At 68.3% G+C, this 12,612-nt stretch carries 13 protein-coding genes; 7 read left to right on the top strand and 6 right to left on the bottom strand.

Going from position 1 to position 12,612, the window contains the following annotated elements:
* The first annotated feature begins 224 nt into the window (after nt 1-224).
* Complete coding sequence (locus DLM85_RS02500) at nt 225-1,274, top strand: aldo/keto reductase (RefSeq protein ID WP_111477480.1); 1,050 nt, start codon at nt 225-227, stop codon at nt 1,272-1,274.
* Between the two features lie 40 nt (nt 1,275-1,314).
* Here DLM85_RS02500 and DLM85_RS02505 read toward each other — a convergent pair whose 3' ends face one another.
* The 4 genes from DLM85_RS02505 to DLM85_RS02520 all read right to left on the bottom strand — a co-directional run bounded on the left by DLM85_RS02505 (nt 1,315) and on the right by DLM85_RS02520 (nt 5,440).
* A complete protein-coding gene (locus DLM85_RS02505; protein ID WP_111476479.1) occupies nt 1,315-2,670 on the bottom strand; it encodes an MptA/MptB family glycosyltransferase in 1,356 nt (451 codons plus the stop codon).
* Nucleotides 2,667-4,151, bottom strand: coding sequence for a cellulose synthase family protein (locus DLM85_RS02510; protein WP_111476480.1), 1,485 nt, complete (start codon nt 4,149-4,151; stop codon nt 2,667-2,669). The genes DLM85_RS02505 and DLM85_RS02510 overlap by 4 nt, the downstream gene beginning before the upstream one ends.
* Nucleotides 4,152-4,217: 66 nt before the next feature.
* Nucleotides 4,218-4,946: a glycosyltransferase family 2 protein gene (locus DLM85_RS02515; RefSeq protein WP_111476481.1), complete on the bottom strand. Its 729-nt coding sequence runs from the start codon at nt 4,944-4,946 to the stop codon at nt 4,218-4,220.
* Nucleotides 4,947-5,014: 68 nt separating this feature from the next.
* Nucleotides 5,015-5,440 (bottom strand): hypothetical protein, encoded by a 426-nt coding sequence (locus DLM85_RS02520; protein ID WP_133256849.1) that lies wholly within the window; start codon nt 5,438-5,440, stop codon nt 5,015-5,017.
* A gap of 277 nt (nt 5,441-5,717) precedes the next feature.
* Between DLM85_RS02520 and DLM85_RS02525 the strand changes: the two genes are divergently transcribed.
* On the top strand, nt 5,718-6,392 hold the full coding sequence (locus DLM85_RS02525; RefSeq protein ID WP_111476483.1) for a hypothetical protein: 675 nt from the start codon (nt 5,718-5,720) through the stop codon (nt 6,390-6,392).
* Nucleotides 6,393-6,452: 60 nt separating this feature from the next.
* Entirely contained in the window at nt 6,453-7,157 is a 705-nt protein-coding gene (locus DLM85_RS02530) for a GAF domain-containing protein (RefSeq protein WP_133256850.1), read from the top strand.
* Between the two features lie 189 nt (nt 7,158-7,346).
* Here the strand turns inward: DLM85_RS02530 and DLM85_RS02535 are convergent, their stop codons facing one another.
* Nucleotides 7,347-8,477, bottom strand: a complete 1,131-nt coding sequence (locus DLM85_RS02535; protein ID WP_111476485.1) for a glycoside hydrolase family 43 protein — start codon at nt 8,475-8,477, stop codon at nt 7,347-7,349.
* Nucleotides 8,478-8,668: 191 nt separating this feature from the next.
* On the opposite strand from DLM85_RS02535, the gene DLM85_RS02540 reads away from it, so the two are divergent.
* From DLM85_RS02540 to DLM85_RS02555, 4 genes are all read left to right on the top strand, one after another.
* Nucleotides 8,669-9,229 carry a hypothetical protein gene (locus DLM85_RS02540; RefSeq protein ID WP_133256851.1) on the top strand — a complete coding sequence of 187 codons (561 nt, stop codon included), beginning with the start codon at nt 8,669-8,671 and terminating at the stop codon, nt 9,227-9,229.
* 31 nt (nt 9,230-9,260) lie between these two features.
* Nucleotides 9,261-9,962 carry a tetratricopeptide repeat protein gene (locus tag DLM85_RS02545; protein ID WP_165821981.1) on the top strand — a complete coding sequence of 234 codons (702 nt, stop codon included), beginning with the start codon at nt 9,261-9,263 and terminating at the stop codon, nt 9,960-9,962.
* A 124-nt stretch (nt 9,963-10,086) separates the two neighbouring features.
* Nucleotides 10,087-11,088, top strand: coding sequence for an alpha/beta fold hydrolase (locus DLM85_RS02550; RefSeq protein ID WP_111476488.1), 1,002 nt, complete (start codon nt 10,087-10,089; stop codon nt 11,086-11,088).
* 118 nt (nt 11,089-11,206) lie between these two features.
* A complete protein-coding gene (locus DLM85_RS02555) occupies nt 11,207-11,554 on the top strand; it encodes a hypothetical protein (protein WP_111476489.1) in 348 nt (115 codons plus the stop codon).
* Between the two features lie 5 nt (nt 11,555-11,559).
* Here DLM85_RS02555 and DLM85_RS02560 read toward each other — a convergent pair whose 3' ends face one another.
* Nucleotides 11,560-12,585 carry a formylglycine-generating enzyme family protein gene (locus DLM85_RS02560; RefSeq protein ID WP_111476490.1) on the bottom strand — a complete coding sequence of 342 codons (1,026 nt, stop codon included), beginning with the start codon at nt 12,583-12,585 and terminating at the stop codon, nt 11,560-11,562.
* Nucleotides 12,586-12,612: the final 27 nt, after the last annotated feature.

Genomic DNA, 12,612 nt, shown 5'->3' on the forward strand with positions numbered 1-12,612 from the left:
CCTCTGCGGCTTCGTTGTGCGGTAAAGAGGCTTCGCGGGGCGCGGCAGGACGGTCGGCATGGCAATATGCCCTGATGCGCCAGCCGTGGCCACGTAACCGCAGCGTGACGCTTGAGCCGCGCTTGTGCTGGGCTGCTGCAGATGGTCGTACCTGCTCCCTTATTTCCGTTTTGCGCCGTCTGCTTTGGCCTCCGGGCCAAGCTGTGCGCCTCTTCACCACCGCTATGGACCTGACCAATTTCCGCACCCTCGGCCGCTCCGGGCTGATCGTAAGCCCGCTGGCCCTGGGCACCATGACGTTCGGCACCGCCCGCTGGGGCTCGGCCGATGACGAGTCGGCGGCCATTTTCCGGGCCTACGTGGAAGCCGGCGGCAATTTTCTCGACACAGCCGACGTGTACGCCGGCGGCCGCAGCGAGGAGCTGCTGGGTCGCTACGTGGCCGAAGGCGGCTTACGCGAGCAACTGGTGCTGGCCACCAAGTTTGCCTTCAACGCCCAGCGCGGCAACCCCAACGCCGGCGGCAACGGCCGCAAGAACATCTACCGGGCCCTGGAAGGCTCCCTGCGCCGCCTCGGCACCGACTACGTGGACCTTTACTGGCTGCACGCCTGGGACGCGGTGACGCCGGCCGAGGAAGTGCTGCAGACCTTCGGCGACCTGGTGCGGGCCGGCAAGATTCGCTACTACGGCCTCTCCAACGTGCCCGCCTGGTACGCCGCCCAGCTCAGTACGCTGGCGGCCGCCCACGCCGTGCCCGGTCCGGTGGCTCTGCAGCTGGAATACTCGCTGGTGGAGCGCAGCAGCGAGCGGGAGCACCTGCCGGCGGCCCGCGCCCTGGGCCTGGGCGTCACGCCGTGGAGTCCGCTGGCCGGCGGCTTCCTGGCCGGCAAGTACCAGCGCCAGGACCCCAGAGCCACCGCCGACGGCCGCCTCAGCGGTGCCAACCCGTTTCAGGACAGCAAGTTCACCGCGCACAACTGGCAGGTGCTCGAGGTGCTGCGCGCCGTGGCCGCCGAACTCGACCGCCCCCCGGCGCAGGTGGCCCTGGCCTGGACGCTGGCCCAGCCCGGCATCAGCGCGCCCATTCTCGGGGCCAGCCGCCCGGCGCAGCTGCACGATAATCTGGCCGCGCTGACCCTGGCGCTCAGCCCCGAGCAGCTGCGCCGCCTCGGCGAGGTCAGCGCGCCCGCTCCAACCTACCCGTACCCCATTTTCGCCCCCGACATCAATCGTCACATTTTCGGCGGAGCTACCGTGCAGGGCTGGCAGTGAGGCCGGAGCTGCCGCGGCCGACAGTTGGGTACGGGCGCCGTTAAAGAGCAGCCGGTGTCATCAGATGCTCGGCCCGGCTTGCGGCGCGGCTGCGGCGCCAGTCCCACAGGGCCACCAGCAGCACGCCCAGGTACTCCAATGCGACCAGCCCCAGGTTTTCCTGGTAGGCGGCGGTGCGGTAAGCGGCGTAGGATAAGGTAGCCAGCGCGGCCCAGGCCGCCGGGTAGCGCCAGTCGGTGAAGCAGCTCAGCGCCACCAGCGGGGTGAGGTACCACGGATGCACGGTGGTGGCCAGCAGGTAGTAGAGCGTGAAAGCCAGCAGCGCCGCCCGCGGCAGCGTGGCCAGCGTGGGGCGGTGCTCCAGGACCATCAGCAGCAGCACGCCCAGCGCGGCCGCGGCCGCCAGCCCGGTGCCGAGGCGGGCAATTTCGTTGTAGCCCGTGAGCCGGTAGCCAATGGCGCGCAGCAGGTAGTACACGCTGGCGTTGAACTCGAAGGAGTGAAAGTACAGGTCGAGGCTGCGGCCGATGTTGCGCAGCAGCGCGGCCGAGGCAAAAGGCAAGAAGGCCGCCGCCAGCACGGCGCCCAGGGCCAGCCCAAACAGCATCGTGTGCCGCCAGCTCAGCCGGCGCAGCAGCAGCGGCAGGGCCAGCAGGGGCGTGAGCTTGGCCGCCACGCCCAGGGCCAGCGCCCCGGCCGCCCACCGCAGCCGGCCGCGCGTCAGCAGCCAGAGGGCGCCCAGCACCCCGCTGATGACCACCGCCTCGAAGTGCAGATTGCCCATCAGCTCGGTCACCACCAAGGGGTGCAGCAGGTAGAGGAAAGCCCGCTCCGGCGGCTGCCCGAACCGGCGCAGCAGCCGCACCAGCAGCAGGGCCGTAGCCGCTTCGGCCAGCAGCAGCGCCAGGCGTAATACAATTATCTGCGCCAGTTCCGAAGCCGGGAAAAGCCGCACGGCCAGCCCGAACAGCGCCTGACACACCGGCGGATACACCGAATAGTAATGCGGCGAGTTCAGGTGCTGGTAGAGCTGGGAAGTGAGTTGGAGCGGGCCTGTCAGCCCGCCGCCGCCGGCTTGGTACTCGTCGGGGCGGTGCAGAAAGGGGTTCTGGCCGGCGGCCACCAGGGCGCCGTCCCAGCGGAAACGGTGGTAGTCGTCGGACAACGCAGGCGTGGCGGGCAGCCACAGCAGGCGCAGCAGCAGGGCCAGCAGCAGGCCGGCGCGCAGGGGCAGGCGGTAGTGCAGCAGTGCTACGTAGGCCAGGGTGCCGAGGCCAAACAGCAGCAGCAGCTGCGGGGTGTGGGCGCGGGGCGTGTAGTAGGCCAGGCCGAGCTGCGTGGCGACCAGCAGCAGGGCCGCGGCGGCCGACAGCGCGGGGTGGCGGCGCGTACTCATGGCTGCCGGGCGTGCCGCACGCTGTAGTACACCACTGCTGCGTAGCCCGCCGTCAGCAGCAGGTGAAAGGGCAGCAGGCCGTAATTGTCGAGGCGAAACGCGAGGTAGATGCCCCCGGCGAAGTACAGGGCCAGCAGGGCCTCCAGCACCGTCTGCCCGTTCACCGAGCCGGTGCGGTAGCGGCGGAGCCGCGCGCCTTTCGTGCTCAGCCCCGATTTCGGCGTGCGCACGAAGGGCGTGAGGCGGCCGGCCAGCCCGGTGAGCACGGCCCAGCCGTTGTGCAGCGAGAGGCCCATTGAGATAGAGAGAAACAGCAGCAGCTTGGGGGCGAAGGCCCGGCCCGAGGCGCCGCGGCCGCCGTTCCAGCGCCAGGCAGCGTGGTAGTAGGCCACCAGCGGCGTCAGGCTCAGCACCGAAAGGCCCGCCAGTCGAAACACCCAGCCCAGCTCGGGCGTGGTCGTTTGCACCAGCAGCAGGGGCACACTCAGCAGGCCCATCAGCAGCACGGCCACGAAGACGGCGCTGTTGAGCAGGTGGGCCGTGGCGTAGAGCTTGGTGCGCAGCGGCAGGGCTGCACTGCGCCACACCCGGCCCAGGTGCTTGCGGGCGGTTTCGGCCCCGCCCTTGTTCCAGCGGTGCTGCTGCGAGCGGAGCGCGTCCATCTGGGCGGGCAGCTCGGCCGGGGCCACCACCGCGGGCAGGTAGCGGAAATGCCAGCCGCCGAGCTGGGCCCGGTAGCTCAAGTCCAGGTCTTCGGTGAGCGTATCGGCCTGCCAGCCGCCGGCCTGCTCGATGCAGCGGCGCCGCCACACTCCGCCGGTGCCGTTGAAGTTGATGAAATGGTGCCCGGCGTTGCGGCCCACCTGCTCCACCAGAAAATGCGCGTTCAGCCCGAAGGCCTGCAGCTCGGTGAGCAGGGAGTAATCCTCGTTGAGGTGGCCCCAGCGCGTCTGCACCACGCCCAGCCGCGCGTCGGCCAGGAAGTAGGGCACCGTCAGGCGCAGAAAGTCGGGCGCGGGCACGAAGTCGGCGTCGAAAATGGCCACCAGCTCGCCGGTGGCCGATGCGAGGCCGTGGGCCAGCGCCCCGGCCTTGTAGCCCTGCCGGTCGGGGCGGCGCACCTGCTCGATGTCGACGCCGCGGGCGCGGTGGTGGGCCACGCGGGCGGCGGCCAGGGCCACCGATTCGTCGGTGGAGTCGTCGAGCAGCTGAATCTGCAGGCGGTCGGCGGGGTAGTCCAGCGCGGCGGCCGCGTCGATGATGCGCTCCACCACGTTCAGCTCGTTGTAGACGGGCAGCTGCACCGTCACGCGGGGCCACTGCCGCGCGTCGGCGGGCAGGGGCGGGGCGGGCGCGGTGGCCGCAGCCACGAAGGCCCGCCGGGCCAGGCGCGTGAGCCGCCACTGCGCCACGCTAAAGGCCAGCACGAACAGCAGGCACAGCCCGTAGAGGACTAGCAGCAGAATTTCCAGCCCAAGCATCGGTAAGCAGCCACGGTAATCAACTTCATCGGCCCGGCAAAGGTACGCGGCCGGGCGGCGCGGCGGCTAGCCACGGGCGTAGCGGAAAATGGTCCACAGAATCTTGTAGCCCGCGCCCAGCGTGCCCTTCACCGTGCCCGACACCTTCGACACGCCGATGCGGCGGCGGTAGCGCACCGGCACTTCGGCGCAGCGCAGGCCCTGTTTGGCGGCTTTCAGCTGCATTTCCACCGTCCAGCCGTAGGTCTGGTCCTGCATGTCGAGGCGGCGCAGGGCCTCGGCCCGGATGGCGCGGAACGGGCCCAGGTCGGTGAAGCGCGCCCCGTAGAGGCGGCGCAGCAGCGTGGTGGCCAGCCAGTTGCCAAAAATCTGCTGGGGCAGCATGGCGCCCGGCTCGCGCTGGCCCAGGGCCCGGGAGCCGATGACCATGTCCACGCCGTCGTCCAGAATCGGGCGCACCAGCTCGGGCAGCTGCTCGGGGTAGTCGGAGTAGTCGCCGTCGAGAAACACGATGATATCGGGCTGCTGGTGGGGCGGGCGGGCGTAGCAGTGGGCCATGCCGCGCAGGCAGGCGTAGCCGTAGCCGGGGCGGTCTTCGCGCAGCACGGTGGCCCCGCCGGCGCGGGCCGGGGTGGCCGTGTCGTCGGTCGAGGCGTTGTCGACCACGATAACCTCGCGCACCCAGTTCCAGGGAATGTCGCGGAGCACCGGCCCGATGCTGCGGGCTTCGTTGTGGGCCGGGATGATAACGTCGATGAGCGGAAGCGGGGAGGGCGGGGCGGGGGAAGGGGGCATGCGGCGCGAATCAGGGCGCAAAAGTGGGGACAAGCCGCCGAACCGGCGGCAACCGGCGCGGCGGCCGGCTATTCGTGGCGGCGGCGCTGCAGCACCCGGCGGTGCCAGCGGCCGGCGCGGTTGCTGGTTTGCAGCTCGGCTTCCTCGCTCAAAATCAGGTAGAGGCTGTAGCCGAATACGAAGGCCGTGGCCCCGCTCAGCAGCCAGCCCCAGCTGCGGGTGAAGGCCAGGAAGAAGTCGTAGCACATGACGGCGCCCGGCACGGCGGCAGCCAGCACGGCCATGCGCCGCGAGGGGCGGGGCTGCTCGAAGAGCAGGGTGGCCAGGAAGGCCGTCAGCAGCACCGTCTGGTGAATGGCCTCGCCCATCCACCACGGCAGCAGGTTGTTGAAGCCGATAAAGCGCGACACGGCGCGCAGCACGTAGGCCAGCGCCGCCGCTTCCACGATGGCCAGCAACAGGGGCAGCAAGGGGCGTAGTACGAGTCGGGCCATAGGCACGGGCTAGGGTGGGAGCAAGGCGGGGAGCAGCGGGCCGCGCGGGGCGGCGCTGCACATACGCGCCGACCGGGCCGGTTGGTTTTCCGCCGCGGCGCCGAAGTCGGGCCTTCCAATATACCGGTTTCGCGCGGGCCCGAGCGCGGGGGCGGCCCAACGCGAAAAAGCCCGGGCCGGCGCGACAGGGGTGGCGCGGTGGCCTGGCCCTCATTGCCGAACCGAATCGGCGGGCTACTTTTAGCACTCCTTTCGTCCGACTCTCAGCTGCTTCCCCGTGCCTCCATCCTCCCGCCTGCCAGCGCTGCACTCGTACGACATCCTGCACTCGGCCCAGGAGCCGCTGTTCGACGACCTGACGGCCCTGGCCGCCTACATTTTCAGCGTGCCGGTGGCGCGCATTGCCTTCGTGGCCGACGAGGAGGTGTGGCACAAAGCCGGCGTGGGCATGCCCGCGCAGGACAGCCTGCCGATTGAGCAGAGCATCTGCCCGCAGGCCGTGCGCCACGAGCTGCCGGTGCTCGTCTTCCCCGATCTGGCCGCCCGGCCCGAGCTCAGCACCCCGGCCATGCGGGCCCAGCAGGTGGTGTTCTACGCCGGGGCCCAGCTGCGGGCGCCCCAGGGCGGCTGCCTGGGCACGCTGTGCCTGGCCGGCTACGAGCCCCGTGAGCTAACCGCGGCCGAGCAGCAGATGCTGGCGCACCTGGCCGAGCTGACCATGCTGGCCCTGGAAGCCCGCCGCCGCCTGCGCGCCGCCGACGCCGGCCGCTGGGAGCAGCTGCGCCGGACCGCCGAAACCGAGCTGCGCAACCAGATGGCCCTGGTGCGCTACCTGAAAGTGCGCAGCGGCGGGCAGGTGCCCGTGCCCGCCGATTTTCTGGAGGAAGTGAGCCGCCGCCTGCGCGAAGTGGCTGATATTCTGGCTGCTGCCGGGCAAGAGCAAGCCCGGTAACCCACTGGCGGCCGAATATTCACGTACTTTGTGCCCGTACCTACCCCGTTGGAATTCCGCATGCCGCCTTACGTTCAGCCCGCCTCGCTTATTCCGGCTACCGAACCGACGCGCCTGCGTACGCTCTACCGGTACGAGATTCTGAACACCACTCCGGAGCCGATTTTCGACGACTACGTGGCTTTGGCCGCGCAGCTCTTCAATCTGCCCATCTCGCTGATTTCCCTGGTCGGCGCTGAAGACGTGTTTTTCAAGGCCAACGTGGGCCTGCCGGGCCTGGAATCCGTGCCCCGGGCCGATAGTCTGTGTTCGGCGGCCGTGCTGGAGGATACTGCCATAGCCTTTCCCGATCTGGAGCAGGAGCGCTGCAACCTGGTGAACCCGGCCGTGGCCGAAGTCGCCGGGCTGCGCTGCTACGCCGGGGCCCCGCTGCGCATGCCCGAAGGCGAGAACATCGGGACCATGTGCGTTATCGGACGGGAGCCGCGCGTGTTTACCCCGACCGAACATGACCTGCTGGCCCGGTTGGCCGGTTTGGTAAGCCAGACCATCGAACTGCGGGCCCGCCTGCTGACGCCGGGCCGCCCCGAGCCCTGGGAGCAGGCGCAGCGCGAACTGCAGGGCTACCTGCACGAAAGCTCGACACTGGCGCGCTACCTGGCCGCCCGCACCAACGGCGCCGCCTTTTTCAGCGACGACGTGCTGCAAACCGTCAACCGCCGCCTGGACATCATCGATCAGGCCCTGCGCCGCCTGCTGCGCTAAGACGCCGGACCCGTAGCGCGCGTCCGCCAGATAGTAGTTTCCTCGCCGGAACAACTATCGTTCAACGAGTAAGGTTACAATCTGCCGGACGCGGGCTACGGGCCCGCGCTACACGGAAACCACCGCGGGCCCCGACTGTCTGGCAGTCGGGGCCCGCGGTGGTTCTGGGCGACAAACTTGCCGCGCGGTCTACTGCGTCACCAGCGGCTCGATGGTTTCGATGCTGCCGTCGGGGCGGCGCTTGAGCTCGGTCACTTTCACGTTGCGCAGGTGGGTCTTGCCCGATAGCTCCGTGTCGTGGTAGAAGATGTACCACTTGCCCTTGTGCTCGATGATGGAGTGGTGCGTGGTCCAGCCCTGCACCGGGTTCATGATGACGCCCTTGTAGGTAAACGGCCCGGTGGGCTTGTCGCCCACGGCGTACACCAGCAGGTGGGTGTCGCCGGTGGAGTAGGAGTAGTAGTACTTGCCCTGGTACTTGTGCAGCCAGCCACCCTCGAAAAAGCGGCGCTTGGTGTCGCCGGCCAGCAGGGGCTTGCCGTTTTCGTCCAGAATCTGCACTTCCTGCACCGGCCCGGCGAAGCTGCGCATGTCCTTGCTCAACCGTGCCACCCGCGGGCCGATGGCCACGGCCTGCGCGGGCTGGTTGGGCGCCACCGTCGAGTCGTACTGCGCGCCGCGCCAGCGCTGCAACTGCCCGCCCCAGATGCCGCCGAAGTACAGGTAGCTCTGCCCGTCGGCATCGGTAAACACGTTCGGGTCGATGCTGTAGGAGCCGGCAATGGGCTGGGGGTCGGCCTTGAACGGGCCGGTGGGCGCGGTGCTGGTGGCTACGCCGAGGCGGAACACGTCCTGCTTGTCCTTCACCGGGAAGTAGAGGTAGTAGGTGCCGTTCTTGAACTCCGCATCGGGCGCCCAGAGCTGGCGCCCGGCCCAGGGAATGTCCTTGATATCCAGCGCCACGCCGTGGTCCGTCACCCGGCCGCCCACGCTGTCCATCGACAGCACGTGGTAGTCGCGCATGGCGAAGTGGGCCCCGTTGTCGTCCTCCGGCACGCCCGCGTCGATGTCGTGCGAGGGGTAGACGTAGATGCGGCCGCCGAACACGTGCGCCGAGGGGTCGGCCGTGTAGATGTCGCGCACCAGCGGCGCCGACAGGAACTTCGGCTTCGCGGCGGTGGGCGTAGCGGCGGAGTCGGCGGCGGGCGGGGCGGTGGTAGCTTCGGACGACGAAGAATTGCTCTGGCAGGCGGCGCCGGCCAGCAGCAGCGGCAGGCCAAAACCGAGCAGGTAAGCCTTCGAGAGGCGGGAAACGAGCATGGGCGGAAGATAGGTGAAGCGTTGGTTCCGCAAAAAACACCGCCTGGTTCCGGAAAACGACCGATATAGATAGGTTCCGAATCCGCATCGGGGAATTTCAGACCGCCGCCGCCGGAAAAGCCGCAAAGCTGGCTTCTGTGCCGTATTTTGCGCGTCTTATTCGCGCCTTCACGGCGCCTGAATCGATTTCGATGGGAGCTTTACTGACCGATTTGCTGCAGCGCGCCCAGCGCACCCGCCGCGTGGTGGCCCTGCAGGCCGCCGGCGAACTGTACCTGGGCTACGTGCTCAGCCACAACCCCGACCTGGTGCTGCTGCGCACCATCACCCGCCAGGGCATGCTCACCGGCGTGCGCAGCATCGCGCTGCCCGAAGTGGCCCAGGTGCACTTCGACGATAAGTACGTGCGCCTGATCGAGTTCAAGGAGCAGCACCCCGAGGCCGTCTACGGCCTGCCCACTGCCCCCGACGGCCTCGACCAGCACTACCTCACCGTGCCCGCCCTGCTGCAGCGTGCCCACGAAGCGCACCAGCTGGTGCAGCTCGTCACCTCCAACTCCCAGAACGACCCCTACGGCTACGTGGTGCGCCTCACCGACGACGAGCTGCTGCTGGAAGTCTTCACCGCATTCGGCGAGCCCGACGGCCACACCGTGCTGCAGGTGGAGGACGTGCGCAGCGTGGTGTGGAGCGACGAGGAAACGCGCACCATCGAACTGCTGCTGCGGCAGCGGGCGGCGGAAAACCAGTAGCCGGATGGGTACGTGCTGGTTGCCGGGGATAATGATGTTGTTGGCACTGCCCGCCCTGGGGCAACGTGCCCAGCCAGTCGATGCCGTTGCCTTGGGCCGCTACGCCCTGGACCGTGGGGACGGCGCCGGGGCCAGCCGGCATTTTTCGGCGGCCCTGCAACGGCAGCCGGACAACGAAGAAGCGTTGGGGCTGCGCTGCAAAGCCAGGTACCAGCTTAAGGACTACGCCGGCACCCTGGCCGATGCGGAGCGGGTACTGGCCATCAACCCGGAGCAGTTTACCCAGCGGGATTATGAGGCGCTGCGCAACCTGGGCGTCATTCAGAACAGCCGCCGCGACTTTGAAGCGGCCCGCCGTTACCTGCAGCAAGCCAAGGCCAAGCATGGCGCGGATACCCAGGACTACGAAGACATCGGCTACAGCTACCTGCAGCAGCAGAACGGCGCGGCGGCCTTGGCCGAGTTTCAGGCGATGGTAAAGCTGGATCCACAGTCGAAGAAGGCGCGTTACGGCGTGGGCAAAAGCCTGTACCTGCTGCAGCGCTTCCCCGAGTCGGTGGCGGCGTTCGACGAAGCCATTAAGCTCGACCCAGGCTACGCGTTGGCTTACCAAAACCGGGGGGCGGCTAAGATGTCGGCGGGCGACCAGGCGGGCGGCTGCCGGGATTGGCAGAAAGCCAGCGAACTGGGGGTGGGGGAGCTGCGGCCCCTGCTGAAGCAGTATTGTCCCTAAAAGGCAAATCCTTCCGCTGAGTGCCGCCGGGCGTAATGCCGCCAAGTCGGCTGCCCAGCGCGGGCGGGTATCCGGCCGAACGCGGCATTTCTGCGTAACTCGGGGCTCCACCAAGCTTCTTTCGATGCCTCGTTTGCTTCTCTTCGTGCTGGCGGCGCTGCTGCTCAGTGGCCGCCCGGCCGCGGCGCAGTCGGCCGTGCCCCCCGTGCTCAACGCCACCCTCGACGACTACGACTACCCGCACCCGGTGCAGTACCTGCCGCTGCGGCTGGAGGGCCAGCCCGTGCGCATGGCCTACATGGACGTGCGGCCCACCGCCGCGGCCAACGGCCGCACCGTGCTGCTGCTGCACGGCAAAAACTTCTTCGGGGCCTACTGGCGCGGCACCATCGAGGCGCTGACCAAGGCCGGCTTCCGGGTGGTGGTGCCCGATCAGGTGGGCTTCGGCAAGTCCGACAAGCCCAACCTGCACTACTCCTTTCACCAGCTGGCCCGCAATACCAAGACCCTGCTCGACACCCTGGGCGTGAAAAAAGCCGTGGTGCTGGGCCACAGCATGGGCGGGATGCTGGCCACGCGCTTTGCCATCGAATACCCGGCCGCCACCGAGCGGCTGGTGCTCGAAAACCCCATCGGGCTGGAAGACTACCGCCGCGGCGTGCCCTTCCAGACGGTGCTCGACGCCACCCGCACCGAGCTGCAGGCCACCGAGGCGAGCATCCGCAAGTACCACGCGAGCTACTACCCCGGCCCGTACCCGCAGGCCCACGACCAGTGGCTGCTGCCCCTGGCCGCCCAGACGCGCAGCCCCGATTTCCCCACCGTGGCCGTGGCCAGCGCCCTCACCTACGACATGATCTACCAGCAGCCCGTGTGCTACGAGTTCGACCGGGTGCAGGCGCCCACGCTGCTCCTCATCGGGCAGAAAGACCGCACGGTGGTGGGCAAGGGCCTCATCAAAGACCAGAAGGTGCTGGAAAAGCTGGGCCAGTACCCCGCCCTGGGCCAGCGCACGGCCAAAGCCATCAAGGGCAGCAAGCTGGTGGAGCTGCCCGGCGTGGGCCACATTCCGCACCTGCAGGAGCCGCAGCAGTTCTACGCCGCCGTGCTGGCGTTTCTGAAGTGAGCCTGGCAGCAGGAGCTGGGCGGCATGTTGGGGAATGACCGCCACATACGACGGGCAGCGTTGCAACACCTGCGGGACTTGGTACGTCTTTCAACTGATTGACTAATAGCTATTCAGTATGAAGCCCGGCCTTCTGCTTATCTGCTTTCTGCTGCTGGCGGGCAATGCCATTGCCCAGCAGAAGCCCGCCAAACCCGCCATCGAGCCCATGCCCAAAGCGCCGCTTAGGGTTGACCGCCTCTACCCCGCCCACGACGCACCGCTGCGCTTGACCGACCGCGCGCCCGTGCCGCCCGCGCCCGGCAGCTACCGCGCCGAGCCCTACGCCCTGCGCGTAGCGGTGCCCGCCCCGCACCCCGATTCTATTGCCGTGGTGCGGCTGGGCTGGAAACAGCCGGACCGGATGCCGCACCTGCCGCTGCCCAAGGTGCGGCTGGTGCCGGAAGGCGCTCAGAAGCTGCCCTAAGTGGCTTATTTACGGTTGGGGTAGCTCACCGTGCACACGCAGCGGAACCCGACAGTGGGCGCGGGGCCGCGGTAGCTGCCGCGGGCTTTTAGCGTACAGGCTGCCAGCGGGTCCTGGTAGCTGCCGCCCTTGGTAATGCCTGGCTCCTGCACCAGTTCGGCCACGTTGCCCAAGGCTTGGTACAGGCCCTGGGCGTTGGAAGGGCCCTGATACACGTAGCCCGGCGTGGCGAGGCGCAGGAAATAAGGCTCGGCCTGGTCGTAGTTGATGATGGAGCGCAGCGGTTGAGTGGCATTATAAGCCTTGATGTCGGCGCTGATGCAGGCCACGTCGGTGCGGCTGCCGGAGCGGCGCTGCAGGTAAGCCGCGGCCCGAGGTTCCACGCGCAGCGGCATTTCCAGGCAGGTACTTCCGCCCGCGCTCAGGGCCGCGGCCTGCTCCCATTCGGCCTCGGTGGGCAGGCGGTAAGTGCAGCGTACGTAGTCGGTGCTGAGCGAATCGGGATGGTGCAGGTCCTTGTTGATTTCCCGGGTCACCACCCGGCTGCGCCAGCGGCAAAATTCCGCGGCCTGCTCGCGACTAATGCCTACCACCGGATAGTAGAGGTAAAATGGGTCGGTGTAATAATCGGATTGCGGCAGCGCCTCGGGGCGGGGCGCCCGGGCCGCGGCACTGCCGCCGGCCAGCTCGTACTGCCGCCACTCCTGGTTGGGTATTTCGGCCTCGTCGATGCCCCAGTCGGCACCGATGAGCAGGATGCCCGGCAGCGAGGGCAGCCGCCCGCCCGACTGCATTGCGGTGCTCTGAAATTTGGGCTTTGCCACCGGGCAGGCAGCTCCGCGAGAACTGAAGTACAGCACCCGGTCATCGGGAAAGCCATTATAATCAATGGGATGGGGCTGCAAGCGGGTGCCGGTGGAAGTGCTGTAGAGGCCGTTAAAGGCGCTGCTGGGCGGCCCGATTCTGAAGCAGGCACTGAGCAGGGGCAGGCCGGTCAGCACAACCAGCAACCGGCGGGAAAAGCGGGGCATAAACGAGCAAGGCAACGCAGTGAGCCA

It is taken from the genome of Hymenobacter edaphi, assembly GCF_003258365.1.
Lineage (GTDB): Bacteria > Bacteroidota > Bacteroidia > Cytophagales > Hymenobacteraceae > Solirubrum > Solirubrum edaphi.

Excerpts from the sequence above, each read along its gene's own strand:
- DLM85_RS02500 (WP_111477480.1), top strand. The coding sequence starts at position 225 with ATGGACCTGACCAATTTCCGCACCCTCGGCCGCTCCGGGCTGATCGTA.
- DLM85_RS02535 (WP_111476485.1), bottom strand. The coding sequence starts at position 8,477 with ATGCTCGTTTCCCGCCTCTCGAAGGCTTACCTGCTCGGTTTTGGCCTG.
- DLM85_RS02505 (WP_111476479.1), bottom strand. The coding sequence starts at position 2,670 with ATGAGTACGCGCCGCCACCCCGCGCTGTCGGCCGCCGCGGCCCTGCTG.
- DLM85_RS02545 (WP_165821981.1), top strand. The coding sequence starts at position 9,261 with ATGATGTTGTTGGCACTGCCCGCCCTGGGGCAACGTGCCCAGCCAGTC.
- DLM85_RS02510 (WP_111476480.1), bottom strand. The coding sequence starts at position 4,151 with ATGCTTGGGCTGGAAATTCTGCTGCTAGTCCTCTACGGGCTGTGCCTG.
- DLM85_RS02515 (WP_111476481.1), bottom strand. The coding sequence starts at position 4,946 with ATGCCCCCTTCCCCCGCCCCGCCCTCCCCGCTTCCGCTCATCGACGTT.
- DLM85_RS02540 (WP_133256851.1), top strand. The coding sequence starts at position 8,669 with ATGGGAGCTTTACTGACCGATTTGCTGCAGCGCGCCCAGCGCACCCGC.
- DLM85_RS02520 (WP_133256849.1), bottom strand. The coding sequence starts at position 5,440 with ATGGCCCGACTCGTACTACGCCCCTTGCTGCCCCTGTTGCTGGCCATC.
- DLM85_RS02555 (WP_111476489.1), top strand. The coding sequence starts at position 11,207 with ATGAAGCCCGGCCTTCTGCTTATCTGCTTTCTGCTGCTGGCGGGCAAT.
- DLM85_RS02560 (WP_111476490.1), bottom strand. The coding sequence starts at position 12,585 with ATGCCCCGCTTTTCCCGCCGGTTGCTGGTTGTGCTGACCGGCCTGCCC.
- DLM85_RS02550 (WP_111476488.1), top strand. The coding sequence starts at position 10,087 with ATGCCTCGTTTGCTTCTCTTCGTGCTGGCGGCGCTGCTGCTCAGTGGC.
- DLM85_RS02530 (WP_133256850.1), top strand. The coding sequence starts at position 6,453 with ATGCCGCCTTACGTTCAGCCCGCCTCGCTTATTCCGGCTACCGAACCG.